At 56.8% G+C, this 26,184-nt stretch carries 19 protein-coding genes, 1 tRNA gene and 2 rRNA genes; 11 read left to right on the top strand and 11 right to left on the bottom strand.

The genetic code is table 11. The features are described 5' to 3' along the window. Positions 1 to 9: 9 nt before the first annotated feature. The 5 genes from secF to queA form a co-directional block, all read right to left on the bottom strand. Entirely contained in the window at positions 10 to 924 is a 915-nt protein-coding gene (gene secF, locus LOY56_RS04755; RefSeq protein WP_258620236.1) for a protein translocase subunit SecF, read from the bottom strand. Between the two features lie 9 nt (positions 925 to 933). Then, positions 934 to 2,802, bottom strand: a complete 1,869-nt coding sequence (gene secD, locus LOY56_RS04750) for a protein translocase subunit SecD (protein WP_258620233.1) — start codon at positions 2,800 to 2,802, stop codon at positions 934 to 936. A gap of 63 nt (positions 2,803 to 2,865) precedes the next feature. Beyond that, a complete protein-coding gene (yajC, locus tag LOY56_RS04745) occupies positions 2,866 to 3,201 on the bottom strand; it encodes a preprotein translocase subunit YajC (protein ID WP_007903559.1) in 336 nt (111 codons plus the stop codon). 43 nt (positions 3,202 to 3,244) lie between these two features. Then, entirely contained in the window at positions 3,245 to 4,360 is a 1,116-nt protein-coding gene (tgt, locus tag LOY56_RS04740; protein ID WP_176466924.1) for a tRNA guanosine(34) transglycosylase Tgt, read from the bottom strand. 14 nt (positions 4,361 to 4,374) lie between these two features. After that, positions 4,375 to 5,439, bottom strand: a complete 1,065-nt coding sequence (gene queA, locus LOY56_RS04735; RefSeq protein ID WP_258620231.1) for a tRNA preQ1(34) S-adenosylmethionine ribosyltransferase-isomerase QueA — start codon at positions 5,437 to 5,439, stop codon at positions 4,375 to 4,377. 107 nt (positions 5,440 to 5,546) lie between these two features. Here queA and LOY56_RS04730 point away from each other — a divergent pair. The 3 genes from LOY56_RS04730 to LOY56_RS04720 all read left to right on the top strand — a co-directional run bounded on the left by LOY56_RS04730 (position 5,547) and on the right by LOY56_RS04720 (position 9,648). Further along, positions 5,547 to 5,631, top strand: a tRNA-Leu gene (locus LOY56_RS04730). A 150-nt stretch (positions 5,632 to 5,781) separates the two neighbouring features. Then, a complete protein-coding gene (locus tag LOY56_RS04725; protein ID WP_258620229.1) occupies positions 5,782 to 6,111 on the top strand; it encodes a hypothetical protein in 330 nt (109 codons plus the stop codon). A gap of 216 nt (positions 6,112 to 6,327) precedes the next feature. Continuing rightward, the gene (locus tag LOY56_RS04720) at positions 6,328 to 9,648 is read left to right on the top strand and encodes a VPA1262 family protein (protein ID WP_258620227.1); all 3,321 of its coding nucleotides are present in this window, start codon (positions 6,328 to 6,330) and stop codon (positions 9,646 to 9,648) included. Between the two features lie 106 nt (positions 9,649 to 9,754). Here the strand turns inward: LOY56_RS04720 and LOY56_RS04715 are convergent, their stop codons facing one another. Next, positions 9,755 to 10,252 (bottom strand): DUF4411 family protein, encoded by a 498-nt coding sequence (locus tag LOY56_RS04715; protein WP_258620225.1) that lies wholly within the window; start codon positions 10,250 to 10,252, stop codon positions 9,755 to 9,757. After that, the gene (locus LOY56_RS04710) at positions 10,249 to 11,385 is read right to left on the bottom strand and encodes an XRE family transcriptional regulator (protein ID WP_258620223.1); all 1,137 of its coding nucleotides are present in this window, start codon (positions 11,383 to 11,385) and stop codon (positions 10,249 to 10,251) included. The genes LOY56_RS04715 and LOY56_RS04710 overlap by 4 nt, the downstream gene beginning before the upstream one ends. Before the next feature lie 735 nt (positions 11,386 to 12,120). On the opposite strand from LOY56_RS04710, the gene LOY56_RS04705 reads away from it, so the two are divergent. From LOY56_RS04705 to LOY56_RS04685, 5 genes are all read left to right on the top strand, one after another. Further along, positions 12,121 to 12,402 (top strand): DUF3077 domain-containing protein, encoded by a 282-nt coding sequence (locus LOY56_RS04705; RefSeq protein ID WP_258620221.1) that lies wholly within the window; start codon positions 12,121 to 12,123, stop codon positions 12,400 to 12,402. 482 nt (positions 12,403 to 12,884) lie between these two features. Continuing rightward, on the top strand, positions 12,885 to 13,361 hold the full coding sequence (locus tag LOY56_RS04700; protein ID WP_258620220.1) for a formate dehydrogenase subunit gamma: 477 nt from the start codon (positions 12,885 to 12,887) through the stop codon (positions 13,359 to 13,361). Next, positions 13,358 to 14,920, top strand: coding sequence for an NADH-quinone oxidoreductase subunit NuoF (locus tag LOY56_RS04695; protein ID WP_258620218.1), 1,563 nt, complete (start codon positions 13,358 to 13,360; stop codon positions 14,918 to 14,920). Before LOY56_RS04700 ends, LOY56_RS04695 begins: the two co-directional genes overlap by 4 nt. Then, positions 14,917 to 17,805, top strand: coding sequence for a formate dehydrogenase subunit alpha (gene fdhF / locus LOY56_RS04690; protein ID WP_258620216.1), 2,889 nt, complete (start codon positions 14,917 to 14,919; stop codon positions 17,803 to 17,805). The genes LOY56_RS04695 and fdhF overlap by 4 nt, the downstream gene beginning before the upstream one ends. Further along, the gene (locus tag LOY56_RS04685; protein WP_095054230.1) at positions 17,802 to 18,023 is read left to right on the top strand and encodes a formate dehydrogenase subunit delta; all 222 of its coding nucleotides are present in this window, start codon (positions 17,802 to 17,804) and stop codon (positions 18,021 to 18,023) included. The genes fdhF and LOY56_RS04685 overlap by 4 nt, the downstream gene beginning before the upstream one ends. A 171-nt stretch (positions 18,024 to 18,194) precedes the next feature. Here the strand turns inward: LOY56_RS04685 and LOY56_RS04680 are convergent, their stop codons facing one another. Next, positions 18,195 to 19,079: a LysR substrate-binding domain-containing protein gene (locus LOY56_RS04680; RefSeq protein ID WP_408980375.1), complete on the bottom strand. Its 885-nt coding sequence runs from the start codon at positions 19,077 to 19,079 to the stop codon at positions 18,195 to 18,197. A 98-nt stretch (positions 19,080 to 19,177) separates the two neighbouring features. Here LOY56_RS04680 and LOY56_RS04675 point away from each other — a divergent pair, with 98 nt between their 5' ends. Next, positions 19,178 to 20,473, top strand: coding sequence for an MFS transporter (locus tag LOY56_RS04675; protein WP_258620212.1), 1,296 nt, complete (start codon positions 19,178 to 19,180; stop codon positions 20,471 to 20,473). Here LOY56_RS04675 and LOY56_RS04670 read toward each other — a convergent pair. Further along, positions 20,424 to 20,879: a tautomerase family protein gene (locus LOY56_RS04670; RefSeq protein WP_258620207.1), complete on the bottom strand. Its 456-nt coding sequence runs from the start codon at positions 20,877 to 20,879 to the stop codon at positions 20,424 to 20,426. The genes LOY56_RS04675 and LOY56_RS04670 overlap by 50 nt on opposite strands. Before the next feature lie 96 nt (positions 20,880 to 20,975). On the opposite strand from LOY56_RS04670, the gene LOY56_RS04665 reads away from it, so the two are divergent. Together LOY56_RS04665 and LOY56_RS04660 are read left to right on the top strand one after the other, a co-directional pair. After that, on the top strand, positions 20,976 to 21,935 hold the full coding sequence (locus tag LOY56_RS04665) for a GlxA family transcriptional regulator (RefSeq protein WP_258620205.1): 960 nt from the start codon (positions 20,976 to 20,978) through the stop codon (positions 21,933 to 21,935). 72 nt (positions 21,936 to 22,007) lie between these two features. Next, positions 22,008 to 22,616: an alpha/beta fold hydrolase gene (locus LOY56_RS04660; RefSeq protein WP_258620199.1), complete on the top strand. Its 609-nt coding sequence runs from the start codon at positions 22,008 to 22,010 to the stop codon at positions 22,614 to 22,616. 216 nt (positions 22,617 to 22,832) lie between these two features. Here the strand turns inward: LOY56_RS04660 and rrf are convergent. Together rrf and LOY56_RS04650 are read right to left on the bottom strand one after the other, a co-directional pair. After that, positions 22,833 to 22,948, bottom strand: a 5S ribosomal RNA gene (rrf, locus tag LOY56_RS04655). Between the two features lie 148 nt (positions 22,949 to 23,096). Next, positions 23,097 to 25,988, bottom strand: a 23S ribosomal RNA gene (locus LOY56_RS04650). Positions 25,989 to 26,184: the final 196 nt, after the last annotated feature.

The following is a 26,184-nucleotide window of genomic DNA, read 5'->3' as shown; positions in this document are numbered from 1 at the left end:
CGATAACCGTTATGGACGGTCGTCGACTTCCGTCTCTACCGCCGCAGCAGGAATCAGGTCCTCGCTGCTCAGGTTCAGCCAGATCAGCACCACGTTCGCGATGTAGATCGACGAGTAAGTACCCGCCAGAACACCGATGAACAGGGCAATGGAGAAGCCGAACAGGTTGTCGCCACCGAAGAACAACAGGGCCGCGATCGCCAGCAAAGTGGAGATCGACGTCGCCATGGTCCGCAGCAGGGTTTGCGTGGTCGAGATGTTGATGTTCTCGATCAGGCTGGCCTTGCGCAGTACCCGGAAGTTCTCACGAACCCGGTCGAATACCACGATGGTGTCATTGAGCGAGTAACCGATGATCGCCAGTACTGCCGCCAATACCGTCAGGTCGAAGGTGATCTGGAAGAACGACAGGATACCGATGGTCACGATCACGTCGTGGATCAAGGATACGATCGCACCGACCGCAAACTTCCACTGAAAGCGGAAAGCCAGGTAGATCAAAATGCCGCCCAGCGCCATCAGCATGCCGAGGCCGCCCTGGTCGCGCAGTTCTTCACCGACCTGAGGGCCGACGAATTCGACGCGCTTGACCACCGCAGGGTTGTCGCCACCGACCTTCTGCAAGGCCTCGGCCACCTGATGACCCAACTGCGGGTCTTCACCTGGCATACGCACCAGCAAATCGGTAGTCGCACCGAAGCTCTGCACGATTGCCTCGTGATAACCCGATGTAACCAGCTGCTCACGCACCTTGGTGACATCGGCCGGACGCTCGTAGGTCAGCTCGATGAGCGTACCGCCGGTGAAGTCCAGGCCCCAGTTCATGCCCTTGGTGGCAACGCTGAACAAAGCCAGCACGGTAAGGAACAATGTGACGCCGAACGCGAAGTTGCGAACGCCCATGAAGTTGATTGTACGTAACATGGCAGCCCCTTAAATCCACAACTTCTTGAAGTCACGACCGCCGAAGATCAGGTTGACCATCGCGCGGGTCACCATGATGGCCGTGAACATCGAGGTAAAGATCCCGAGGGACATGGTCACTGCGAAGCCTTTGACCGGGCCGGTGCCCATGGCAAAGAGAATCCCGCCGACCAACAAGGTTGTCAGGTTGGCGTCGAGAATCGCGGTGAATGCCCGGCCGAAGCCTTCGTTGATTGCCCGCTGCACGGTCATGCCGGCCGCGATCTCTTCACGTATCCGCGAGAAGATCAGTACGTTGGCGTCGACCGCCATACCCATGGTCAACACGATACCGGCGATACCCGGCAGGGTCAGCGTTGCACCCAGCAGCGACATCAGGGCCAGCAGCATCACCATGTTCACCGTCAGCGCGACGGTGGCGATGAGGCCGAAGAAGCGGTAGATGGCCATGATGAACAGCGAGACAAACAGCATGCCCCACAGCGATGCATCGATACCTTTGGTGATGTTGTCAGCACCCAGGCTTGGGCCGATGGTACGTTCTTCAGCGAAGTACATCGGTGCCGCCAGACCACCGGCACGCAGCAGCAGCGCCAGTTCGGACGACTCGCCCTGGCCGTTCAGGCCAGTGATGCGGAACTGGGCACCCAGTGGCGACTGGATGGTCGCCAGGCTGATGATCTTCTTCTCTTCTTTAAACGTCTGAACCGGTACGTCTTTCTCGACACCGTTGACCACTTGCTTGACGTAAGTGGTGACCGGACGTTGCTCGATGAAGATCACCGCCATGCTGCGACCGACGTTGTTGCGAGTCGCACGACTCATCAGCTCGCCACCATGGCCATCCAGACGGATGTTCACTTCTGGCGTGCCTTGCTCGCCGAAGCCAGCCTTGGCGTCAGTCACCTGGTCACCGGTGATGATCAAGCCGCGCTCGATCAGCGCCGCAGGACGATTGCCTTCACGGAACTCGAACGATTCGGAAGTGGCTTTCGAAGCGCCTGGCTCAGCCGCCAGACGGAACTCAAGGTTGGCCGTCTTGCCGAGGATACGCTTGGCTTCTGCAGTGTCTTGCACGCCCGGCAGCTCAACCACGATGCGGTTGGCGCCCTGGCGCTGAACGATAGGTTCGGCAACACCCAGCTCGTTGACGCGGTTACGTACCGTGGTCAAGTTCTGCTTGATGGAGTATTCGCGGATTTCCGCCAGCTTGGCCGGGGTCATCGCCAGACGCAGTACCGGTTGGCCATTGAGGTCGGCCGGAACAATGTCGAAATCGTTGAAGTTCTTGCGGATCAGCACGCGGGCCTGTTCGCGGGCCGCTTCATCAGTGAAACCCAGCTGAATGGCACCGCCCACTTGCGGCAGGCTGCGATAGCGCAGTTTTTCTTTGCGCAACAGGCTCTTGACGTCGCCTTCGTAGACTTTCAGGCGTGCGTCGAGGGCTTTGTCCATGTCCACTTCCAGCAGGAAGTGCACACCACCGGACAAGTCCAGACCCAGCTTCATCGGGTGCGCGCCAAGGCTGCGCAGCCATTGCGGGGTGGTTTGTGCCAGGTTCAGTGCAACGACGTAGTCATCACCCAATGCCTTGCGCACGACGTCTTTGGCTGGCAGCTGATCTTCAGCTTTGGTCAGACGGATCAGACCGCCCTTGCCGCCCGCAGCCAGGGTGGCCGCCTTGACGTTGATCCCGGATTCCTTGAGCGCGGTGCTCACACGATCCAGATCTGCCTGAGTGACCTGCAGCGCCGTGCTGGCACCGCTGACCTGAATGGCCGGGTCATCAGGATAAAGATTGGGAGCGGAATAAATCAGACCGATCGCCAGCACCGCCAGGATCAGAATGTATTTCCACAGAGGGTATTTGTTCAGCATCACGCCGCCCGCTTATGACGCGGGGCGCCTTGCGCGCCCCGTCGATTGAGTAGAAGTTGAAACTTAGATCGCTTTGAGCGTGCCTTTTGGCAGCGTGGCGGCGATGGCGCCTTTCTGGAATTTCATTTCGACGGTGTCGGAGACTTCCAGAACAACGAAGTCATCGGACACTTTGGTGATCTTGCCGGCGATACCACCGGTGGTCACAACTTCGTCACCTTTTTGCAGGCTGCCCAGCAGGGTTTTCTGCTCTTTGGCGCGCTTGGCCTGTGGACGCCAGATCATCAGGTAGAAGATGACCAGGAAACCGACCAGGAAAATCCACTCAAAGCCGCCACCCATTGGGCCTGCCGCAGGTGCAGCAGCGTCAGCCATGGCATTAGAGATAAAAAAGCTCATTTAGCACTCCAGTTGCAAATGTTGAATCTTGGGGTCAGAAAACTCAGTCCAAAGGCGGAACAGGTAACCCGCGTTTGGCGTAGAAGGCATCGACAAAGGCGGCCAATGTACCCTGTTGAATAGCCTCGCGCAAACCAGCCATAAGCACCTGGTAATGGCGCAAATTATGGATGGTATTCAACATGCTACCCAACATTTCACCGCATTTGTCCAGGTGATGCAGATAAGCGCGGGAGAAGTTCTGGCAGGTATAGCAATCGCAAGTCGGATCTAGCGGCGAATCATCATGGCGATGGAACGCGTTACGGATCTTCAGCACGCCTGTATCAATGAACAGATGCCCATTGCGGGCATTACGGGTTGGCATCACGCAATCGAACATGTCCACACCGCGGCGCACACCCTCAACCAGATCTTCCGGTTTGCCAACGCCCATAAGGTAACGAGGTTTGTCAGCCGGCATCTGGCCCGGCAGGTAATCCAGCACCTTGATCATCTCGTGCTTGGGCTCGCCCACCGACAGACCGCCGATGGCCAAGCCGTCGAAGCCGATCTTGTCGAGGCCTTCCAGGGAGCGCATGCGCAAATCCTGGTGCATACCGCCCTGAACAATGCCGAACAGCGCCGCCGTGTTGTCGCCATGGGCTTCTTTCGAGCGCTTGGCCCAACGCAACGAGAGCTCCATCGAGACACGAGCGACGTCTTCATCGGCCGGATACGGGGTGCATTCGTCGAAAATCATCACGATGTCCGAGCCCAGATCGCGCTGGACCTGCATCGACTCTTCCGGCCCCATGAATACTTTGGCGCCATCGACAGGAGAAGCGAAGGTCACGCCCTCCTCCTTGATCTTGCGCATCGCGCCCAGGCTGAACACCTGAAAACCGCCGGAGTCGGTCAGAATCGGGCCTTTCCACTGCATGAAATCGTGCAGGTCGCCGTGCTTCTTGATCACTTCGGTGCCAGGACGCAGCCACAAGTGGAAGGTGTTGCCCAGAATGATTTCCGCGCCAGTGGCGACGATATCCCGCGGCAGCATGCCCTTGACCGTGCCGTACGTGCCCACCGGCATGAAGGCTGGGGTCTCGACGGTACCGCGCGGAAAGGTCAAACGACCGCGACGAGCCTTGCCGTCTGTGGCAAGGAGCTCAAAAGACATACGACTTTGGCGACTCATTCTGTTTCCTCAGGGCCTGTTTCTTTAGGGGCAGTAGGCGCGGGGTTACGGGTGATAAACATCGCATCACCGTAGCTGAAAAAGCGGTATTCGTTGTCGACGGCGGCTTTATAGGCGGCCATGGTCTCGGGATAACCGGCGAATGCCGAAACCAGCATCAACAACGTGGATTCAGGCAAATGGAAGTTGGTGACCAGGGCATCGACCACATGAAACGGCCGGCCCGGGTAGATAAAGATGTCGGTGTCGCCACTGAACGGCTTGAGCACGCCATCGCGCGCGGCACTTTCCAGAGAACGCACGCTGGTGGTCCCCACAGCCACTACGCGACCACCGCGAGCGCGGCACGCTTCGACTGCATCGACCACGTCCTGACCGACTTCCAGCCACTCACTGTGCATGTGGTGATCTTCGATCTTCTCGACACGCACTGGCTGGAACGTGCCCGCACCCACGTGCAAGGTCACGAACGCAGTCTCGATGCCCTTGGCGGCAATCGCCTCCATCAGCAGCTGATCGAAATGCAGCCCCGCCGTCGGCGCCGCCACCGCGCCCAGGCGCTCGGCGTACACCGTCTGATAACGCTCGCGGTCCGAACCTTCATCCGGGCGGTCTATATAAGGCGGCAACGGCATGTGCCCGACGCGATCGAGCAGCGGCAACACCTCTTCGGCAAACCCCAGCTCGAACAACGCATCATGACGCGCCAGCATCTCGGCTTCGCCACCGCCGTCGATCAGGATCTTCGAACCCGGCTTGGGCGACTTGCTGGAACGCACATGGGCCAGCACGCGATGACTGTCGAGCACCCGCTCCACCAGAATTTCCAGCTTGCCGCCGGAAGCCTTCTGGCCAAACAGCCGCGCCGGAATCACCCGGGTATTGTTGAACACCATCAAATCGCCCGGGCGCAAATGCTCGAGCAAATCAGTGAATTGACGGTGTGCCAGGGCGCCGCTGACCCCATCAAGGGTCAACAGGCGACTGTTGCGACGCTCGGCCAAAGGGTGGCGAGCGATCAGCGAATCAGGGAGTTCGAAAGTAAAGTCAGCAACGCGCATGATGGGGTTCGTCTAGCAGGGGCCGGAAGTCTAGCCGAAATAGTGAAAATTCTCTATGTACCTGATTGACCGACGGTAATCTCATCTCTATACTTCGCCGCCATTGAGCCCTGATGGCGGAATTGGTAGACGCGGCGGATTCAAAATCCGTTTTCGAAAGGAGTGGGAGTTCGAGTCTCCCTCGGGGCACCAAAATTAAGAAAGGTCTTGCTTTGCAAGGCCTTTTTTTTCGCCTGTAGAAAAGCCATCTCGCCCGTGTGATAGCTGCCGAAGGCTGCGATCTTTTGATCTTGCTCTTCAACGCCTCCCGTACCGGTGGAACATTTTACAAGGATTCCCCTCATGGAATTGCTGCTGGAAACCGTCGCCCTGTTCTGCCTCAAGCTCGCTTACGAGACGGAAGATTCAAGCCCGATTCTTCGGGATGATTCGATGATGAGTGATTATGAGCAGGAGCTGTTTGGGTTGCTGGTACGCAGGGCGGATGTCGGAGCTATCAAGCAAAAAGTGGATGAGTGCCTGGGATTGGCGTCGGATGCTTTAGGTGGCGTGGGTAAACCGCTGGGGCGGGAGCTGAATAAGCTAGCCGTTGTTTTCCGTAGTGCACAGACGGTGGAACAGCTGGGGGCACCTCTTATTGCGATCAAAAATTACTTGAAAGATATTTTGTGAGTGGCGGGGCTCATGAGCAGGCCCGCCACAGAGCGGAAGTAGGCAATCAGTCAAGTGGACATTACACTACTGACGCCGAGTCGCCACCTGATTGGTGCGAAGATTTTGCACGTGTGCGGGTTTTGAGCTGGACTAGTTCCTGAGGTCGGTACTTCTCAAAAAGTGACTCGCTTCAGCGTCAGAGACAACATAAAGATACGAAGGGAATCATAGGGAATGATGACTCCGATACTAGATGACTTGCTCGACGACAGCCGACTGGCTCGATTGTTCTCGAAGGATGACCGTCACTGCGCGCTGCAGCTATGGGTCCTACAGATCAAGTACGAACAATCGATTGAAAACCGCATAGTTTACGGCCGACTACTTCCCTACAGCCATTCCAGTGATCGCTGGTCTTCCAGCGACGACAATAGCTTCCAATTCTTCGGGCAAGTCAAAGCCCAGATTATCCGACTCAACTTATACGTAAAAAGCGCCCACTGCACCGAACTCCTACGGTTATTCAGCGCCGGCAAAACCATCTTCGAAATCAGCGAACGTCTGAAACTCGGACTTTCGGATCAAATGAAAGCACGGTTCGGAGCGACTGCGCTCGCCGCCGATGAACTGGCCTATCGACCCGTAGCCTACCTACTCAACCGCGATGCGCATGACCGGCATTCGCCAGCTAGCCCGCATGATGGAGCCGGAGCCTTCAGTGCTTCGATCACCCAAATCAACAAGGGAGCACTATTCCGCGTAGGTGAGGATTACGACATCGCCTTGACCAAATCGGTGGTAAAACACCTCAACGCGGATACAGGGCTGGACTTCGGTAACGCGGACACCGCTCGTTTCGGCGACCTTGAACTACTAGTTTTCCCTGCGCTGGACGACGATGAGCGACGCTTGCTGAGCGTTAACTGGAGCGATACCCCTCTCGCCTTGGTCGTCCGATTTAATTCGTTGCAGGTAGCGCACTTTAACCACTTCCAGTTCCGCCTGAACATCGAGAATGACGGGCAAATAGCCTACTCGAAGATCGCCACAGCGGAATGCGACGAGAACAATGAGTTTGAGTGCAAGTTCGAGCTGAGCGAACAGTTGCGCGCAAGGACTGACAGTACTGAACTGGAGGTCTTCGGTTTCCAGGGTGACCTTTCCCGGGAGGGCATACTGTGCTGCCGGTGGCGGATCGGATACGTTCGAGAGATCCACGTCCAGGGTCACTTGATGGGCCATCGGGCAACCCCGGTTAAATTCGACTGGCTGGAAAAAGCCACTCGGCCGTCCGTTTCGGCGCGAGTGAAGACAGCCTTAACGATCAATCCAGGCAATCAGGGATTCGTCAGCCGCATTGGCGGGCGTGAGATAGACCCCTGGGTCCCCGCCAACCGTGACCTAGCATCCACTTTTGCGCGACTCCATCCGCCGAAATCGGAGGGGGGGTTCTTCATGCGCTGGAGTCAAGGCGACGGCGAGGGGAGGCTGCAATTCGTTGAGTGGTTCAGGGCTCTGTTGGCGAAGTACCAGCAGCACCAAGTAGTCATTTTCGATCCGTATTTCGAAGCCGCCGGTTTGGGGCTGATGTTGCTCTGCGCCGCACCAGAGGCCGAATACATTGTCTTCACATCCCTATCCAAGCCATCAAAGAATGATGGAGCAACTCCGGGCGAATCCAACAAGCCCAATTCGGATCGGATTAATAACTTGATGGCGAGCTGCGAACAAAACCGCCGCCTATTGGAACGCATCAGGCTGCGCGTCTATGGCCTTAAAGAAGGGCGGCTACATGATCGCTACATATTGGTTATGGCACCGGATAATTTACCGATTGCAGGTTTCAACCTTTCCAACTCACTTCAAAAAGCAGCCGAAAACTACCCCTTGCTGATCACCCCGATTCCTGCAGATATCCTGCTGGAGGTGGAGCAGTACAAGTCTGGACTGGTGCAGGAGGCGGAGGCTGCTCAGCCCAAAGACGAGACTGAGTATCCATCCATACGACCTCTCTTCGACTCTACTACGGTGCCGACAGCAAAAGCGGCTCAACGCTATGAGCCTCTACGTTTCCTCGAAAAAGCCCGAGCCGGAGACGTACTGAGCGCATGGGCAAGTAAGCCGTCGCTACAAGGACTAAGTGGAGACTCATTGAAGAGGCGCATGGGGTCTCTGGGTCTGCTCAAGGGTGACTCGCTATCGTTGCCCGAAACGGCAGGCTTGCATAATTGCCTTGCCCAGCAAATGGAAGACTTCGCGGAGTTCACCGCGATTTGGGAGGTGCTCGGCGACATGCTCGCGCATTCACGCACCGAAGACCGCTACTTCAGTGAGCTTCAACCCGATCGTGGCTTTCTGGAGTTCTTGGCGCGATTCCTCAAAACATCATTCAGCCGCGCGATTGAGGAGGAGGACAACAAATCTGCCGTTATCGACGCCCAGCTATTTCAGAAATCAGTAGATCACCTTTTACATAGTTCCTATCACCCTCATCACTTGTTTCATGCAATGAAATACTCAGCCCTGACCTGGTCAGAGTACTTCGCAATCAAGTTACTATGGCGGTACGCGCCAAATGCTCTGCTGGTGATCGCCGAGGCCCAGATGGCCAACGTGCCAATGGAGCCTCAAGGTCAAGATACCGTGCGGCTGTCCCTGTTGAGCCAGATCGTTAGCGAAATCTCACTGACGATGGAGTTCGACATCAGCGAGGTGCAACGGGACAGCCTCTTATGCAGCAACAATGGACTGCTGCAGTGGATAGGTCTGAACGTGGTAGAGCGGCAACTGGCAAAACCGGAAGGGCTTTCCACCGTGCTGCAACTGGTCGCCACCTTTTCCTACCCCAAGCAAGTGCAGGCTCTCGGCTGGATGCTTCATCGTGCGGCAAGGAAATCAAAGTCAGACCAGATTTATAACGGCTTGGTCGCAGCACTGCATGGTGCACTGCCGGCTACTATCCCCACGGACGAGCTCGGGCGCATGGTCGACTCTATGCGCGGACATATGCGTCAATTGGCCTGGGCCGAACCATGGCTCTTTCAGGATGTAGTATTACCTTTGTTGCGCGATGATCGCGCTAACACTGACGATGCCTGCGAAATCTGGGTAAATGAACTGGCTGCTGAACTGGGAGACTCGTCGCTGTTGTTTGAACGAGAGCGCGAAGGTCAGACGACTAACATCGCTGCATTCCTCTTCGCATACAGCAGTTCCGAACGCCAGCTTGCTAGTCTGAAGTCGATAAAGACTATCTTGAAGCGGCAGCAGCGAATCGTGCAACAGCCCCTCGCCAGCACCTCCGACTGGAACCGGTGGGACGGCGCCGTGGTGGTTTCAATGTGGATTCTGACCTTTACCCGCTGGAGTCAGTACTACCTGCATGGGCGCGGTAGGACACACATTGAGTTAGAGGAGCTGTCGCGGGCTGCCCGCGAACTTGCAATGGTTAGAACGATGGACGAATGGCGGTCGGAGGGCAGCAGTAAACAGGCCGAGTTCGCCGCGTTCCTCGACCAAGTGGAGGAACTGCTATCCTCGAACGAAGAGTCGTAAATTAAATAGAGAGTCAGTAGTCGGATTGCGGATTGTTGCGGAAGCGGCACTATACTGAGCTGATCGCGGCTTCCGGCGGCAGCAACCCAATGTCGGGAATATCAACTTAAGCAGGCAACACAAACCTTGCTTCAAGCCTATGCAGCAGCTCAAACGTATTCAAAAAAGGAACGTTAAGTTGCTCGCAAATATTAGGGATAATAAATTTTCGTTTCGCGTCGAAATTCAACACTTCATGAGTAACAACTGTAGCCCCAGTAGTCATAGCTTTCGCGATTAACCAAGGATCTGCCCCACCCAAGAACTCCTCCATAGCTCCTACTTTCATATTCGGGGCTTGATTTGCTACAAGTCCAGCGACCTGAGCAAATGCAGCTTGCGTAGCTTGATCGGTAGTGGAGTGGAAGAAATCCAGATTCTCCTTCGCCCAATCCGCCAAGTCGTCGTTTCCTCTGCTCAGCTCATCCTTTACAGGTGAAATGCTGGCTAAAGCCAATGCTTTATTTTTCAGCAATAACCATTGCCAAAACCCAGGACAGATAGCCATCCCGTAGTAACGGTTCTTTGCTTCGATCAGCGTGTTAGCGTCGAGTAAATGATTCATTCCGTAATCATGCTGGCGAGAGTCCTTAATTTGGCAGGTTGCACGCCGAGCAAATGTCCCGCATCGCGCAGCAGCATCCGGCCACTCATTGCTTCAGTCAGCACCGCCTTGCTTAGGCTAGGGCTATTTTTCGCGGTGGCGTTGCGGTAGTAGTTACCCGCGCCACCTTTATCATCCTGAAAAGCCTTGAGGATCATTCGATAGTAAGCGCTGTATTGGGCCTGGCTTATGTATCCAAGATCTAATGCGCGGCGACCAATCGCCAGTTTACTGATGTGAAACCGAGTTGCCAGCGGAGCTAGGTTGTCTTCCCAGCTAACATCGGCGTCCCACTGGGCGCGGAACTGGGCTTCGGGAGCCAGAAACTCACCTGCAACTGCATTGCAGAATCGCTCTTCGTCTCGACCATTAGCGGTGTTTCCGTCAGACACTCCACTGCTACCAATCCAGATATGGGCCAGCTCGTGAAGTAAGGTGAACAGCCGGGCAGTGGGGGCATCGGAACTGTTGACGAATACAACGGGGGCGTGGGCATTACTGATGGCAAAACCCCGGAACTCGCTGACTTCAAGTTTGCGATGAGTATTTCCTAGAGCAATGCCACTGCGCATAACCAAAATGCCAGCCGCTTCTGCTGCTTCGATCAAGGCACGGCTGTACTTGTCGTAATCCAATCGAGCAGCGTCAGGGTTTACGCCGAGCGTCCGGCGGATATCGTCCACCACCTCTGCGACTCGAGATCGGCTATCGAAGCGACCGACAAATGCCAGCGGCTGATGCTCCTGGTGTTGCAGATACTCCAGGTACCAGTCCTGCTTACGCATGGAGTCCCTGACGGTGTCCAACAATTCCAGGCTTGGACGTTGAGGCGCAATACCACCGACGGTCCGAAGATCAGGTAAAGGCAGTTGTTCGACTGGCGGGCGCGGAAGAAACAGGAAGCCAAAAGGGATGTGAGCGAGACTCGCCCACTTTTGAGCCTGAAGGAATGTTGGCTTGGTCTCGCCAGCCTCCCATTCCTCTACTCGATCAGGTTTCACTGGCAGTTTTTTAGCGACCTGCTCAGTGGAGAGACCTGCGCGCTCACGAGACCATGTGAGCAGGCTTGGATTGACTAAGGCGGCTTGGCTCATAGGGTCACAGGCAAATCAGATGGGTCCAGAAAACGTTCGAGAGCATCCTTGGCAGATGCAGCCGACTGACGCTGGTTCCGGTTATCTGGCATTGCCTTTCTCCTTGGCTGTTTAAGATCGGATTGTAGCGACTACAGATTAGTCGAGAAGCAGAGCTACCGAAGGTAGGAGCGCGCGATTATGGGGTAAATACGCAACGACCCGAAGCGCAAATATGTAACCTGCAGACAGATGGTATTGACCTGTTTCAATGCGCTTCATGACGCAAGTACACCTCTTTGCAGCCCCCCGTCTCCTCATCACCCGAGTATCCGCGATGATTGGCCACGTAGCCTCCAGCGCCCTCGAAGGTTGCAGGAAAAGGGTCTGCACGATACCCTCCTACCGTCGCTGCCAATTCAGCGACCGGGTGTGGAAACCCGTGTAATTCAAGGCGCAACAGCGCCCCCATCACGTCTGCCGGCGCTTTTTTTTATGCCTGCGGCGTGCGTTATGGCGGCTGTGCGTGGGACGTCTTCGGGCGTGCCGGTTTCCTTGATTCCCGGTTTTCCACCCCGCGCACAGCTGTCACCCATTCGTGTGGAAACGAACGTGGCAGCTCCCCATATCAAGGAGTCTGATAATGCGCAGCATCAATCCGTACGAAATTTGGCTTTTCCCTCTACGCAATTTCCAATCGCGTAATTCCCCACCGTCCACCCTCTCCCACCGCCTCTCCATCATTGGAGGTGGCAAATGACCGATCAATCAGAACTCAAAACCATCGGCTTAACCCCTGCCATCTACTGCTCCGATCAACCACTCTTCCACGTCACTCGCGGCGTCCCCCTCGGCGATGCGTTAGCCATGGCCTCTGACTTTCTGTTTCTCGCCAAAAAGCTGAACGAAGATGCCGCCTACGCCACAGACACCGACCGCCACGCCTGGGCCGCGCATTATTTGACGGCGATGAGTAAGGCTGTGGTTGATGATGCGGTAAAGGTGCTTAGGCGGGATGGTTCTGATGCCAGTCGGTAAGGCATAAGGCCTGTGGGAGCGAAACGCTAGCGATGACGGCAGTGCACTCCGCATTGATGTTGGCTGACCTGGCGCTTTCGCGGGCAAGCCCGCTCCCACAGGGATTGCGCTAACGGACAGGCATTATTAGCCCCGAGATTGTCGGGGCTTTCGATCACTCAGCTCACGGCTCAAGGGTTACCTGAAAACTATTCAGTGAGCGAACGCCTCGGCCTGCGCTCTTCTAGACTTAATAGGTAGTCGTAGACAGAATCGAACACGTCGCTTTGGTGCAGATGAATCAAAGGCAGCATGGCAAGCTGCCTGTTATGCCCTGAAGAGGTGCGGCAAAGATCGCACCGGGCCCAACAAGATGCCCGCTCAGGGTGCCTGGCCAACGGCCTGAAAATGCCACGATACCGTGACGTGGTGTGACTGCCGCAGCCGACACTTTCGGACAACCAACAACAGCTTGGTTTGTCCGTGATCGTGAGGAATGCTGTATGCCTGATGAGATGTTGCACCTGCCTATGGTCAACAGCCTGCTGGAGCGCCACAAGCGCTCCCCGGGCGCACTGTTGCCCATCCTTCATGAGATTCAGGAGGGCATCGGCTACATTCCCGATGCCGCCATCCCCGAGATTGCCCACGCGCTCAACCTGAGTCAGGCCGAGGTTCGTGGGGTGATCAGCTTCTACCATGACTTCCGCACCGCGCCTCCGGCCCGGCATATTCTGCGTCTGTGTCGGGCTGAGTCCTGCCAGAGCCGCGGCGCCGAGCAGCTCGCGGCGCAATTGCGCGAACGCCTGCAACTGGACGATCACGGCAGTAGCGCCGACGGCAGCATCAGCCTGCGTCCGGTGTATTGCCTCGGCGCCTGCGCCTGTTCGCCGGCTCTGGAGCTGGATGGTCGGGTGCATGCGCGGCTCAGTGCCGAGCGTCTGGATGCATTGCTCGATGCTTGCCGGGAGGACGCATGATGCCGCGCCTCTATCTGCCCTGTGATTCCCTCGCCCGCGCCGTGGGCGCCGATGAGGTGGCCGTGGCCCTTGCCACTCAGGCCCGGGAACGCAATCTGCCGCTGGACCTGCAACGCACCAGTTCTCGCGGCCTGTACTGGCTGGAACCGCTGCTGGAAGTGGATAGCCCGCAAGGCCGTATCGGCTTTGGCCCGCTGACCGCTGCCGATGTGTCGTCCGTGCTCGATGCGCTACAAAGCGAGGCGACTGCTCATCCACTGGCCTTGGGTCTGGTGGAAGAGTTGCCTTATCTCAAGACTCAACAACGCCTGCTGTTCGCCCGCGCCGGCATTACCCGGCCGCTGTCCCTGGAGGATTACCGGACCCACGGCGGCTTCGAGGGCTTGACCCAGGCCATCGCCCTGGGCGGCGAGCAGACTGCGACCGCTGTGTTCGATTCAGGCCTGCGCGGCCGTGGCGGTGCGGCCTTCCCTGCCGGGATCAAGTGGCGCACGGTGCGCGGCACCCAGGCTGCGCAGAAATACATCGTATGCAACGCCGACGAAGGCGACTCCGGCACTTTCGCCGACCGTATGTTGATGGAAGGTGACCCCTTCCTGCTGATCGAAGGCATGGCGATTGCCGGCATTACCGTCGGCGCCACCTACGGCTACATCTATGTGCGTTCGGAATATCCGGATGCCGTGGCCACGCTGCGTGCAGCGTTGAACATCGCCCGAGATGCCGGTTACCTCGGCGCCAATGTCGGCGGCAGCGGTCTGGCCTTCGATATGGAAGTGCGAGTCGGTGCCGGCGCTTACATCTGCGGTGAAGAAACCGCGCTGCTGGACTCACTCGAAGGCAAGCGCGGGATCGTCCGCGCCAAGCCACCGATCCCCGCCTTGCAGGGTTTGTTCGGCCTGCCGACGCTGGTGCACAACGTGCTGACCCTGGCCTCGGTGCCGCTGATTCTGGCCAAGGGCGCGCAGTTCTATCGCGATTACGGCATGGGCCGCTCACTGGGCACCATGCCCTTCCAGCTGGCGGGCAATATTCGTCATGGTGGTTTGGTGGAACGGGCCTTTGGCTTGACCTTGCGCGAACTGGTAGAAGACTACGGCGGCGGGACCGCCAGTGGCCGGCCGCTGAAGGCTGCACAAGTGGGCGGCCCGCTTGGCGCCTGGGTGCCACCGTCGCAATTCGACACACCGCTGGATTACGAAGCCTTTATGGCCATTGGCGCGATGCTCGGTCACGGCGGTGTGGTAGTGGCTGACGACAGCCTGGACATGGCCCGCATGGCGCGCTTCGCGATGCAGTTCTGTGCCGAGGAATCCTGTGGAAAATGCACCCCATGCCGCATCGGCTCGACCCGGGGTGTGGAGGTGATCGACCGCCTGCTGGCTGCGCCGGACCAGAACAGTCGTGATGAGCAGGTGATCATCCTCAAGGACCTGTGCGACACCCTGCAATACGGTTCGCTGTGCGCGTTGGGCGGCATGACGTCCTATCCGGTGGCCAGCGCCCTCAAGTATTTCCCCGCCGACTTCGGTCTGCAGTCCTCGGAGGCCGACCAATGATCACCCTCTTCGACCCGAATACAGATATCGACCTCGGAACCCCAGCCCGCGAAAGTCAGGTGCAGGTCACCGTGAACATCGACGGCCGCAGCATCAGCGTGCCCGAAGGTACCTCGGTGATGCGCGCCGCCGCGCTGCTGGGTACCACCATTCCGAAACTGTGCGCCACCGACAGCCTGGAAGCCTTCGGTTCCTGCCGCATGTGCCTGGTTGAAATCGACGGCATGCGCGGCTACCCCGCCTCCTGCACCACGCCGGTCAGCGAAGGCATGAGCGTGCACACCCAGACGCCGAAGCTCGCCACCCTGCGCCGCAATGTCATGGAGTTGTACATCTCCGATCACCCGCTGGACTGCCTGACCTGCTCGGCCAACGGCAACTGCGAACTGCAAACCGTGGCCGGCCAGGTCGGTCTGCGGGAAGTGCGTTATGGCTATGAAGGCGACAACCATCTGGCCGACGTGAAGGACACTTCAAACCCCTATTTTGATTACGACCCGAGCAAGTGCATCGTCTGCAACCGCTGCGTGCGCGCCTGCGAAGAAACCCAAGGCACCTTTGCCCTGACCATTACCGGGCGCGGTTTCGAATCCCGGGTCGCGGCCGCTGGTGGCGACAACTTCCTCGATTCGGAATGCGTGTCCTGCGGTGCCTGTGTGCAAGCCTGTCCTACCGCGACCCTGATGGAAAAAAGCGTGGTCGAACTGGGTCAACCCGAACGTAGCGTGATCACTACCTGTGCCTATTGCGGCGTGGGCTGCTCGTTCCGCGCCGAGATGAAAGGCGACCAACTGGTGCGCATGGTTCCAGACAAGAACGGCCAGGCCAACCACGGCCACTCTTGCGTTAAAGGGCGCTTTGCCTGGGGCTACGCCACCCACCCGGATCGCATCACCAAGCCGATGATCCGCAAACACATCAACGATCCTTGGCAGGAAGTCAGCTGGGATGAAGCGGTGACCTACGCCGCCAGCGAATTCCGTCGGCTGCAGCAAAAATACGGCCGCGACTCCATTGGTGGCATCACTTCCAGCCGCTGCACCAACGAAGAAACCTACCTGGTGCAAAAACTGGTGCGCGCCGCGTTCGGCAACAACAACGTCGACACCTGTGCGCGGGTCTGCCACTCGCCGACCGGTTATGGCCTGAAACAAACCCTTGGCGAGTCCGCCGGCACCCAGAGTTTCGATTCGGTGATGCAGGCCGATGTGATCCTGGTGATGGGCGCCAACCCCAGCGACGCCCACCCGGTGTTCGCCTCCCAGCTCAAACGCCGCCTGCGTGAAGGCGCGCGACTGATCGTCATCGACCCACGTCGCATTGATCTGGTGGATTCGGTGCATGCCCGCGCCGAACTGCACCTGGCCCTGCGCCCGGGCACCAACGTCGCCATGCTCAACGCCCTGGCCCACGTCATCGTCACCGAAGGCCTGCTCAATCAGCCCTTCATCGACGCCCGTTGCGAGGGAACGGATTTCGCCCACTGGAGCGAGTTCGTCAGCCGCGCGGAAAACTCGCCGGAAGTCCTTGGCGCCATCTGCGGCGTAGACCCTGCCGACATCCGCGCCGCCGCCCGCCTGTATGCCACCGGCGGCAATGCCGCGATCTACTACGGTTTGGGCGTCACCGAGCACAGCCAGGGCAGCACCGCGGTGATGGGCATCGCCAACCTGGCCATGGCCACTGGCAACATCGGCCGCGAAGGCGTGGGCGTGAACCCGCTGCGTGGGCAGAATAACGTTCAAGGGTCCTGTGACATGGGTTCCTTCCCCCACGAGCTTCCCGGCTACCGGCATGTCTCCAACGAAACGGTACGGGCGCAATTCGAGCAAGCCTGGAATGTCACCTTGCAACCCGACCCGGGCTTGCGCATCCCCAACATGTTTGAAGCAGCCTTGGGCGGCAGTTTCAAGGGTTTGTATTGCCAGGGCGAAGACATCGCCCAGAGCGACCCCAATACTCAGCACGTCACTGCGGCTCTATCGGCCATGGAGTGCATCGTGGTGCAGGACATTTTCCTCAACGAAACCGCCAAGTTCGCCCACGTGTTCCTGCCGGGGTGCTCGTTCCTGGAAAAAGACGGCACCTTCACCAACGCCGAGCGGCGCATTTCCCGGGTGCGCAAGGTCATGGAGCCGCTGGGCGGCAAGGCCGACTGGGAAGGCACAGTGGCCTTGGCCAATGCATTGGGTTACCCGATGAACTACCAGCACCCGTCAGAAATCATGGATGAAATCGCCAGCCTGACGCCGACCTTCACCAACGTCAGCTACGCCGAACTGGATCGCCATGGCAGCCTGCAATGGCCGTGCAACGCCGCGGCACCGGATGGCACGCCGACCATGCACATCGAGGAGTTCGTGCGCGGCAAAGGGCGCTTCATGCTCACCGGCTACGTGCCCACCGAGGAAAAGGTCAACAGTCGCTATCCGCTTCTGCTGACCACCGGGCGCATCCTCAGCCAGTACAACGTGGGCGCCCAGACCCGGCGTACCGATAACGTTGCCTGGCACGACGAAGACCGCCTGGAAATCCACCCGACCGACGCCGAGAGCCGTGGCATCAACGAAGGTGACTGGGTCGGCATCGGCAGCCGCGCCGGACAAACAGTACTCCGTGCACGAGTCTCCGAACGGGTCGCCCCAGGCGTGGTGTACACCACCTTCCACTTCCCTGAATCGGGGGCCAACGTCATCACCACCGACAACTCCGACTGGGCCACCAACTGTCCGGAGTACAAGGTCACCGCCGTGGAAGTCAGCCGCGTCTATCATCCTTCCGAGTGGCAAAAGCGTTACCAGGCATTCAGCGACGAACAACAACGCCTGCTCAACGAACGCCGCCAGGCACGCACCGCCGGAACAAAAGCCGAGGTACGCCGATGAGCACTGACAACCTGATCAAAATGGCCAACCAGATCGCCCAGTACTTCGCCAGCGAACCGGATCAGCAACAGGCCGTGCTCGGCGTGCGTAATCACCTGCAGATGTACTGGACGCCCGGCATGCGCAAGGAGTTGCTGGCCTGGCAGACCGCGCATCAGGGGGCAGACTTGCACCCACTGGCGCAGGCAGCGGTCAGTGGGGCGGGCTGGGAGGCTTAGGTTCACACGATCCAATGGATTGCCCCTTGGTCTGTGAAGACAGGCCAAGGGGCGTTTTATTTTAAGTCGAGCGGTGTAGAGCCCCCATACCCAAGCGCGTACGCCCGGATATTCAATGAATGATGATTGTGAATAAACCGAACATATATCTACTGGCAGCGATTCATTCGCTCAATAAACAATTTCACTCCGAATAGCCTGGATAATAATGTTCGACAATCTTTCCGTCAGCGGATCGGGGTTAGCCTCTCGTCTATGCAGCGTCAAGTCTATAGAGGGTAACGATGGCAACCCCCGTTCGCGGGCACTTAAAATCTCGGTGCCGGGCTGCAACCCCAAAGCCGTTCTTATCGAGTAACCCAGGCCAGCCTCGGTCGCCGCGGACAAGCCATTGAGGCTGGAACTGGTGAACGACAGCAACCAGGGAATCCCTTCGCGGGTCAGTGCATCAGTGGCCATCGAATGAAACGGACAGGGCGCATCGAACGCGATGATGGGCAGCGGCAATCCTGACTCGATACGCCAATCGAGGTACTGGTGAGAAGAACCGATCCATTGCACGGGCAGTTCCGCCACCCTTTGCCGATACCCGCCTTCTTTTACATTGCCCCAGACCAGCGCCAAGTCGAGGGAGCCACTTTCGATCCTGCCGAGCAGGTCGGCATTACGCGCAATGCGCGCTTCGACTCGAACATCGGGATGAGCTCTGGCGAACTGGCCCAACACGGCAGGCAGGAAGCCGCTGAAATCCTCCTGAATCCCAAGACGTACCCAGCCTTTGAGCTTGAGTTCGGAAACAGCCGCAATCGTCTCATCGTTGAGGCTCAAAAGACGTCGCGCATAATTCAGCAGCACCTCTCCAACGTCCGTCAGGGCTAGCGTGCGACCTGACTTTTTGAACAGCGGTGATCCGACCTGAGCTTCCAGCTTCTTCAATTGAGCGCTGATGGCTGACGTCGAACGAGCGAGCTTTGGCGCTGCCTTGGCAAAACTGCCCAGTTCGACGCCGGTGACGAAGCTGCGCATAGCATCCAGGTCCAAATTTAACGGCCGCATGATCATCCTGCTTTTCGGGACAAATACGAAAAATAATACGATATTCGACACGATACGCTCATGACAGTCTTGGTCCCACTATCAAATGAACAAGTGGGATGTTTATGCCTGTGGATAACAATCATCGTTGGAAAGTACTCGGCGCTGGCGTTGCGGCCAATGCAAGTTTTTCCAGTGTGGTGGGGGGACTGCCTGCGACAGCAGTCTACATGCGCGCGACGTATCACCTCGATAACGCTGAGCTGGGGCTTGTTTTGGGGGTTTTAGGGCTGGGCATCGCCGTCAGCGAGATCCCATGGGGACTTCTGACTGACCGCTGGGGTGATCGTCCTGTGTTGCTGATGGGGCTTCTCAGTTCCGGGATCGCCTTGCTGGTATTGGCGATGCTTGCTTTGTATGCACCCACGGTCGTTTTGCTGGCAGTAGGCCTGTTCGTGGTGGGCTTGCTTGGAAGCAGTGTCAACGGCGCCAGTGGTCGAGCCATCATGGCCTGGTTCAAAGAGGGCGAACGAGGGTTGGCCATGAGCATTCGGCAAACGGCTGTGCCGGGGGGTTACGCCATAGGTGCGGTGGTGCTGCCCTATCTCGCTCACACATACGGATTTCTCGAAGTCTTCACGGCTTCGGCCCTGTTCTGCTTCGTCGCTGGCCTGTTTGCGTGGTTCTGGCTATATGAGCCCGACTTCTCCAGTAATGCAGCGAAAAAGCAGAGCCTGGAAGCTAGTACCAGCCCGTTGAAAGACTCGAGAGTCTGGCGAATCGTTTTGGCCATCGGCCTGCTCTGCGCCCCGCAGTTTGCCATTCTCACTTATGCAGCCGTGTTTTTTCATGACGTTGGCAACATCAACATCACGTTGATTTCCACTGCATTGGCCGTCATACAAATTGGCGCGATCGTTAGCAGAATCTGGAGCGGACACTGGACCGACAAAAATAAAAATCGACGCAGTTACCTTAAAGCCTGCGCCTGGTTGAGTGCTCTGACCTTTTTGTGGCTGGGTGGCACGGTATCGGCAGCGAGCTTCTACGGCATGAGCGAAACTCCACTGGTCAGCGCCCTGATCATCGGCGTGATGGTCATCGCCGGGATCAGCGTGTCCGCCTGGCATGGCGTTGCCTACACAGAACTTGCCACACTGGCAGGCGCAAATCGGGCAGGCACAGCCCTGGCCATGGGCAATACCTGCGTCTTTGTCGTGCTGTTCGCGACGCCCATCGTTGCCTCCGCCCTCATGACTCATTTCTCCTGGGGCGTGGTGTGGCTGGCCGCTGCCTTTTGTGCATTGTTGACGGTGCCGCTCTTTTCCAGCATTGAAAAAGATATACCCATAGCTCCCACTCGGGTTACTGCTCCGCCTGCCCTTGCAGGTGTCGGTACCCCGCCGCCTGAATGAAATCGGCCAAATGCCAAATCGCTCCATTGGCTGCCCAGAAGCCGTCTTTGATTTCATCAAGGATGATCGACGTCATGATGATCCGCTGGTCGTCCGCTGCTCGCGACCGGCTTACTGCTTGATGCAAACGCTGTACATAGTCGTCCCGCATGACCTCATTCAGCACACCGCAGGGAACCTTGACCTGCACGATGCAGGGGATGGCTTGAGCACTGATATCCACTGTGCCGCATGTCCAGGAGCCAGAAGCCACTTCGTCAATGAGAGTCCAGCACAGGCTCCGCTGACGTGGATCGTCACCGATTTGCTCGACCGCCAGAGCCACTTTCGTAATCTCTTCGCAAAGCAGTGCTCGTTGTTCGGAAGTAAATGAACCTTGAGGCACCTTGATCAGGATATTAGGCATACAGATTAACGCTCGATGAAATGGAAGCGTTATTAAGCCAGCCATGGAACAGTGCAACCAGCGACCGATTCGACATCTTTCGTGCATAATCAGCCAATGAATGACTTTACGATTTTGGTAACTCATGGCGCCTTTACCTCCAGTGTCGCACTGACCCTGGATATCCTTTCAACGGCGGCCACACTTGCCCTGCGACTGGGCACTGCTGTACCACGCTGGCAGGTCTGCGGGGTGAACACGGATTGCGTGACGCTCGGCTACGGAATGCAAATGGCGGTTCAGCCCTTGGCTATTAGACCCGATGACCGTTCTTGCTGGATCATTCCCGGCATGGGAGTGGCTGACGCCCTCATGATCGAGCACCGATTACAACAGCCGGATATTGCTCTGCTGATTCCGGCATTACGTGCGCATGTGCAGGGCGGGGGTAATGTAGCCGCATCATGTTCTGCGGTATTCGTGCTGCAGGCCGCGAACCTGCTCGCTGGGCGCTGTGTAACCACTTCTTGGTGGTTGGCGCCCTTGCTTCAGCAGTGGACGCCTGAGTGCAGGGTAGATGCCGACCGTATGGTCATCGTCGACCCGCCATTGATTACCGCGGGCGCAGCGCTAGGTCATAGCGATCTAATGTTGCATCTTCTGCGAAGCCGTTTCTCCCCAGCTTTGGCAGATGCCGTTGCACAAGCGCTACTGATAGATGGTCGGCAACTGCAATCGCCCTTTATGGTTCCGGCAATGATGGCTCAGGGGAACGAATTGATCGCGCAATTGACGGCTCATATTGAAGCCTCGCTACCGGCGACTATCAGCGTCAGTACACTTGCATCCGACTTTGGCCTGTCAGAGCGGACCTTGTCTCGACACATCCACAAGGCCATCGGTTATAGCCCATTGCGGCTGATCCAGCGAGTCCAGGCCAATAAAGCCCGGGAGCTGTTGGCAAACAGTAAGTACTCAATCGACACCATTGCCGAACAGGTTGGATACCGAGACGCCACATCCCTGCGGCGACTGATGAAAAAAATGCTGAACGCAACGCCACGGCAATTGCGTTAACTGCTGCGACTGTACTTTTTCCATTTTGCCCTCCTGCTGATTGTTTCAACCCCACCTTCAAGGACCGAACCTGTGATCGCACCTCCCAAAAAACTCCTCTTCCTGCCCGGAGCCTCAGGTAACACTCAGTTTTGGCGTCCAGTTGCCGAGCGCCTGGCCCACCCGGCGCAGCAGGTCCATATCGGGTGGCCCGGGTTTGGAGACACTCCGTCCTCGCCAAGCGTGGCCGGTATGGATGATTTGATAGCTGGCGTGTTGGCCGAAATCGATCGGCCCACAGCGCTGGTGGCGCAGTCCATGGGCGGTATAGTCGCTGTGAACGCGGCGCTTGGGCGCCCCGAATTGATTACGCACCTGACGCTGACCGTTACCTCCGGCGGGGTGGATATGTCCGCCTTGGGCGCGCAGGACTGGCGCCCGGATTTTGCCGCCGCCAACCCGACATTGCCGAGCTGGTTTCTCGACGACTGCACCGACCTCACCCTCCGGCTGGCTGAGTTGCACATGCCAGTCCTGCTCCTATGGGGAGACTCTGATCCAATCAGCCCTGTTTGCGTCGGCCAACACCTTGCTCAACTGCTACCCAGCACTGAACTTCATGTGTTCCCTGGTGCCGATCACAATCTGGGCTTTTCTCATGCTACCGAGGTGGCCAGGTTGATCGATAGGCACTTGGCCTGATAAGCGGGACACTTGTTACTACCGTATCGGACTGGTAGGCACCGCTGCGCAGGATGAAGTCAATACGTCCTGCATCGGCCAGGGTGAACGTAGCCGTTGAGGTCGAGATCGAGATCGGTTGGCATTAGCCGGGAGCGGTCCGATAATGCTGTACGAACTCCTGCGGACAAAACAAAACCCCTACCTGCAGACGCAGATAGGGGTTTCGGAATTCAATCTTGACGATGACCTACTCTCACATGGGGAAACCCCACACTACCATCGGCGATGCATCGTTTCACTGCTGAGTTCGGGATGGGATCAGGTGGTTCCAATGCTCTATGGTCGTCAAGAAATTCGGGTACTGAGTCGTGACCAGCTGGCCTCGCTTCAGCAAATTGGGTATGTAATAGATTTGTGTGTTTGTTTCTCGAACTTTCGGTTCGTTGCGTCTTCACACACCGCAATCTGGCCTTTCGACGCAAATTGCTTGGGTGTTATATGGTCAAGCCTCACGGGCAATTAGTATTGGTTAGCTCAACGCCTCACAGCGCTTACACACCCAACCTATCAACGTCGTAGTCTTCGACGGCCCTTCAGGGGACTCAAGGTCCCAGTGAGATCTCATCTTGAGGCTAGTTTCCCGCTTAGATGCTTTCAGCGGTTATCTATTCCGAACATAGCTACCCGGCAATGCCACTGGCGTGACAACCGGAACACCAGAGGTTCGTCCACTCCGGTCCTCTCGTACTAGGAGCAGCCCCTCTCAAATCTCAAACGTCCACGGCAGATAGGGACCGAACTGTCTCACGACGTTCTAAACCCAGCTCGCGTACCACTTTAAATGGCGAACAGCCATACCCTTGGGACCGGCTTCAGCCCCAGGATGTGATGAGCCGACATCGAGGTGCCAAACACCGCCGTCGATATGAACTCTTGGGCGGTATCAGCCTGTTATCCCCGGAGTACCTTTTATCCGTTGAGCGATGGCCCTTCCATACAGAACCACCGGATCACTAAGACCTACTTTCGTACCTGCTCGACGTGTCTGTCTCGCAGTCAAGCGCGCTTTTGCCTTTATACTCTACGACCGATTTCCGACCGGTCTGAGCGCACCTTCGTACTCCTCCGTTACTCTTTAGGAGGAGACCGCCCCAGTCAAACTACCCACCATACACTGTCCTCGATCCGGATAACGGACCTGAGTTAGAACCTCAAAGTTGCCAGGGTGGTATTTCAAGGTTGGCTCCACGCGAACTGGCGTCCACGCTTCAAAGCCTCCCACCTATCCTACACAAGCAAATTCAAAGTCCAGTGCAAAGCTATAGTAAAGGTTCACGGGGTCTTTCCGTCTAGCCGCGGATACACTGCATCTTCACAGCGATTTCAATTTCACTGAGTCTCGGGTGGAGACAGCGCCGCCATCGTTACGCCATTCGTGCAGGTCGGAACTTACCCGACAAGGAATTTCGCTACCTTAGGACCGTTATAGTTACGGCCGCCGTTTACCGGGGCTTCGATCAAGAGCTTCGCGTTAGCTAACCCCATCAATTAACCTTCCGGCACCGGGCAGGCGTCACACCCTATACGTCCACTTTCGTGTTTGCAGAGTGCTGTGTTTTTAATAAACAGTCGCAGCGGCCTGGTATCTTCGACCGGCATGGGCTTACGCAGTAAATGCTTCACCCTCACCGGCGCACCTTCTCCCGAAGTTACGGTGCCATTTTGCCTAGTTCCTTCACCCGAGTTCTCTCAAGCGCCTTGGTATTCTCTACCCAACCACCTGTGTCGGTTTGGGGTACGGTTCCTGGTTACCTGAAGCTTAGAAGCTTTTCTTGGAAGCATGGCATCAACCACTTCGTGTTCTAAAAGAACACTCGTCATCAGCTCTCGGCCTTAGAATCCCGGATTTACCTAAGATTCCAGCCTACCACCTTAAACTTGGACAACCAACGCCAAGCTGGCCTAGCCTTCTCCGTCCCTCCATCGCAATAACCAGAAGTACAGGAATATTAACCTGTTTTCCATCGACTACGCTTTTCAGCCTCGCCTTAGGGACCGACTAACCCTGCGTCGATTAACGTTGCGCAGGAAACCTTGGTCTTTCGGCGTGGGTGTTTTTCACACCCATTGTCGTTACTCATGTCAGCATTCGCACTTCTGATACCTCCAGCAAGCTTCTCAACTCACCTTCACAGGCTTACAGAACGCTCCTCTACCGCATCACCTAAGTGATACCCGTAGCTTCGGTGTATGGTTTGAGCCCCGTTACATCTTCCGCGCAGGCCGACTCGACTAGTGAGCTATTACGCTTTCTTTAAAGGGTGGCTGCTTCTAAGCCAACCTCCTAGCTGTCTAAGCCTTCCCACATCGTTTCCCACTTAACCATAACTTTGGGACCTTAGCTGACGGTCTGGGTTGTTTCCCTTTTCACGACGGACGTTAGCACCCGCCGTGTGTCTCCCATGCTCGGCACTTGTAGGTATTCGGAGTTTGCATCGGTTTGGTAAGTCGGGATGACCCCCTAGCCGAAACAGTGCTCTACCCCCTACAGTGATACATGAGGCGCTACCTAAATAGCTTTCGAGGAGAACCAGCTATCTCCGAGCTTGATTAGCCTTTCACTCCGATCCACAGGTCATCCGCTAACTTTTCAACGGTAGTCGGTTCGGTCCTCCAGTTAGTGTTACCCAACCTTCAACCTGCCCATGGATAGATCGCCCGGTTTCGGGTCTATTCCCAGCGACTAGACGCCCTATTAAGACTCGCTTTCGCTACGCCTCCCCTATTCGGTTAAGCTCGCCACTGAAAATAAGTCGCTGACCCATTATACAAAAGGTACGCAGTCACCCAACAAAGTGGGCTCCCACTGCTTGTACGCATACGGTTTCAGGATCTATTTCACTCCCCTCTCCGGGGTTCTTTTCGCCTTTCCCTCACGGTACTAGTTCACTATCGGTCAGTCAGTAGTATTTAGCCTTGGAGGATGGTCCCCCCATATTCAGACAAAGTTTCTCGTGCTCCGTCCTACTCGATTTCATGACTAAGAGATTTTCGCGTACAGGGCTATCACCCACTATGGCCGCACTTTCCAGAGCGTTCCGCTAATCTCAAAGCCACTTAAGGGCTAGTCCCCGTTCGCTCGCCACTACTAAGGGAATCTCGGTTGATTTCTTTTCCTCAGGGTACTTAGATGTTTCAGTTCCCCTGGTTCGCTTCTTAAGCCTATGTATTCAGCTTAAGATACCTAACTTATGTTAGGTGGGTTCCCCCATTCAGACATCTCCGGATCAAAGTCTGTTTGCCGACTCCCCGAAGCTTTTCGCAGGCTACCACGTCTTTCATCGCCTCTGACTGCCAAGGCATCCACCGTATGCGCTTCTTCACTTGACCATATAACCCCAAGCAATCTGGTTATACTGTGAAGACGACATTCGCCGAAAATTCGCGATTAAACTCACAAATTTTACCTTAGCCTGAACAACACCAGTGAAAGTGCCATCCAGTCTATCTTTCTATCACATACCCAAATTTTTAAAGAACGATCTAATCAAAGACTAGAAATCAACATTCAACACCGTCTTGGTGG

The organism is Pseudomonas sp. B21-048 (assembly GCF_024748615.1).
In the GTDB taxonomy this organism is placed as follows: Bacteria; Pseudomonadota; Gammaproteobacteria; order Pseudomonadales; family Pseudomonadaceae; genus Aquipseudomonas.
Note: the sequence above shows the minus strand (reverse complement) of the source record. Positions and strands in the feature narration are given on the sequence as shown.

Excerpts from the sequence above, each read along its gene's own strand:
- LOY56_RS04670 (WP_258620207.1), bottom strand. The coding sequence starts at position 20,879 with ATGCCTAATATCCTGATCAAGGTGCCTCAAGGTTCATTTACTTCCGAA.
- queA (WP_258620231.1), bottom strand. The coding sequence starts at position 5,439 with ATGCGCGTTGCTGACTTTACTTTCGAACTCCCTGATTCGCTGATCGCT.
- secF (WP_258620236.1), bottom strand. The coding sequence starts at position 924 with ATGTTACGTACAATCAACTTCATGGGCGTTCGCAACTTCGCGTTCGGC.
- LOY56_RS04725 (WP_258620229.1), top strand. The coding sequence starts at position 5,782 with ATGGAATTGCTGCTGGAAACCGTCGCCCTGTTCTGCCTCAAGCTCGCT.
- LOY56_RS04685 (WP_095054230.1), top strand. The coding sequence starts at position 17,802 with ATGAGCACTGACAACCTGATCAAAATGGCCAACCAGATCGCCCAGTAC.
- LOY56_RS04710 (WP_258620223.1), bottom strand. The coding sequence starts at position 11,385 with ATGAGCCAAGCCGCCTTAGTCAATCCAAGCCTGCTCACATGGTCTCGT.
- LOY56_RS04675 (WP_258620212.1), top strand. The coding sequence starts at position 19,178 with ATGTTTATGCCTGTGGATAACAATCATCGTTGGAAAGTACTCGGCGCT.
- LOY56_RS04720 (WP_258620227.1), top strand. The coding sequence starts at position 6,328 with ATGATGACTCCGATACTAGATGACTTGCTCGACGACAGCCGACTGGCT.
- LOY56_RS04665 (WP_258620205.1), top strand. The coding sequence starts at position 20,976 with ATGAATGACTTTACGATTTTGGTAACTCATGGCGCCTTTACCTCCAGT.
- LOY56_RS04705 (WP_258620221.1), top strand. The coding sequence starts at position 12,121 with ATGACCGATCAATCAGAACTCAAAACCATCGGCTTAACCCCTGCCATC.
- fdhF (WP_258620216.1), top strand. The coding sequence starts at position 14,917 with ATGATCACCCTCTTCGACCCGAATACAGATATCGACCTCGGAACCCCA.
- LOY56_RS04715 (WP_258620225.1), bottom strand. The coding sequence starts at position 10,252 with ATGAATCATTTACTCGACGCTAACACGCTGATCGAAGCAAAGAACCGT.
- secD (WP_258620233.1), bottom strand. The coding sequence starts at position 2,802 with ATGCTGAACAAATACCCTCTGTGGAAATACATTCTGATCCTGGCGGTG.
- LOY56_RS04700 (WP_258620220.1), top strand. The coding sequence starts at position 12,885 with ATGCCTGATGAGATGTTGCACCTGCCTATGGTCAACAGCCTGCTGGAG.
- LOY56_RS04695 (WP_258620218.1), top strand. The coding sequence starts at position 13,358 with ATGATGCCGCGCCTCTATCTGCCCTGTGATTCCCTCGCCCGCGCCGTG.
- tgt (WP_176466924.1), bottom strand. The coding sequence starts at position 4,360 with ATGTCTTTTGAGCTCCTTGCCACAGACGGCAAGGCTCGTCGCGGTCGT.
- LOY56_RS04680 (WP_408980375.1), bottom strand. The coding sequence starts at position 19,079 with ATGCGGCCGTTAAATTTGGACCTGGATGCTATGCGCAGCTTCGTCACC.
- yajC (WP_007903559.1), bottom strand. The coding sequence starts at position 3,201 with ATGAGCTTTTTTATCTCTAATGCCATGGCTGACGCTGCTGCACCTGCG.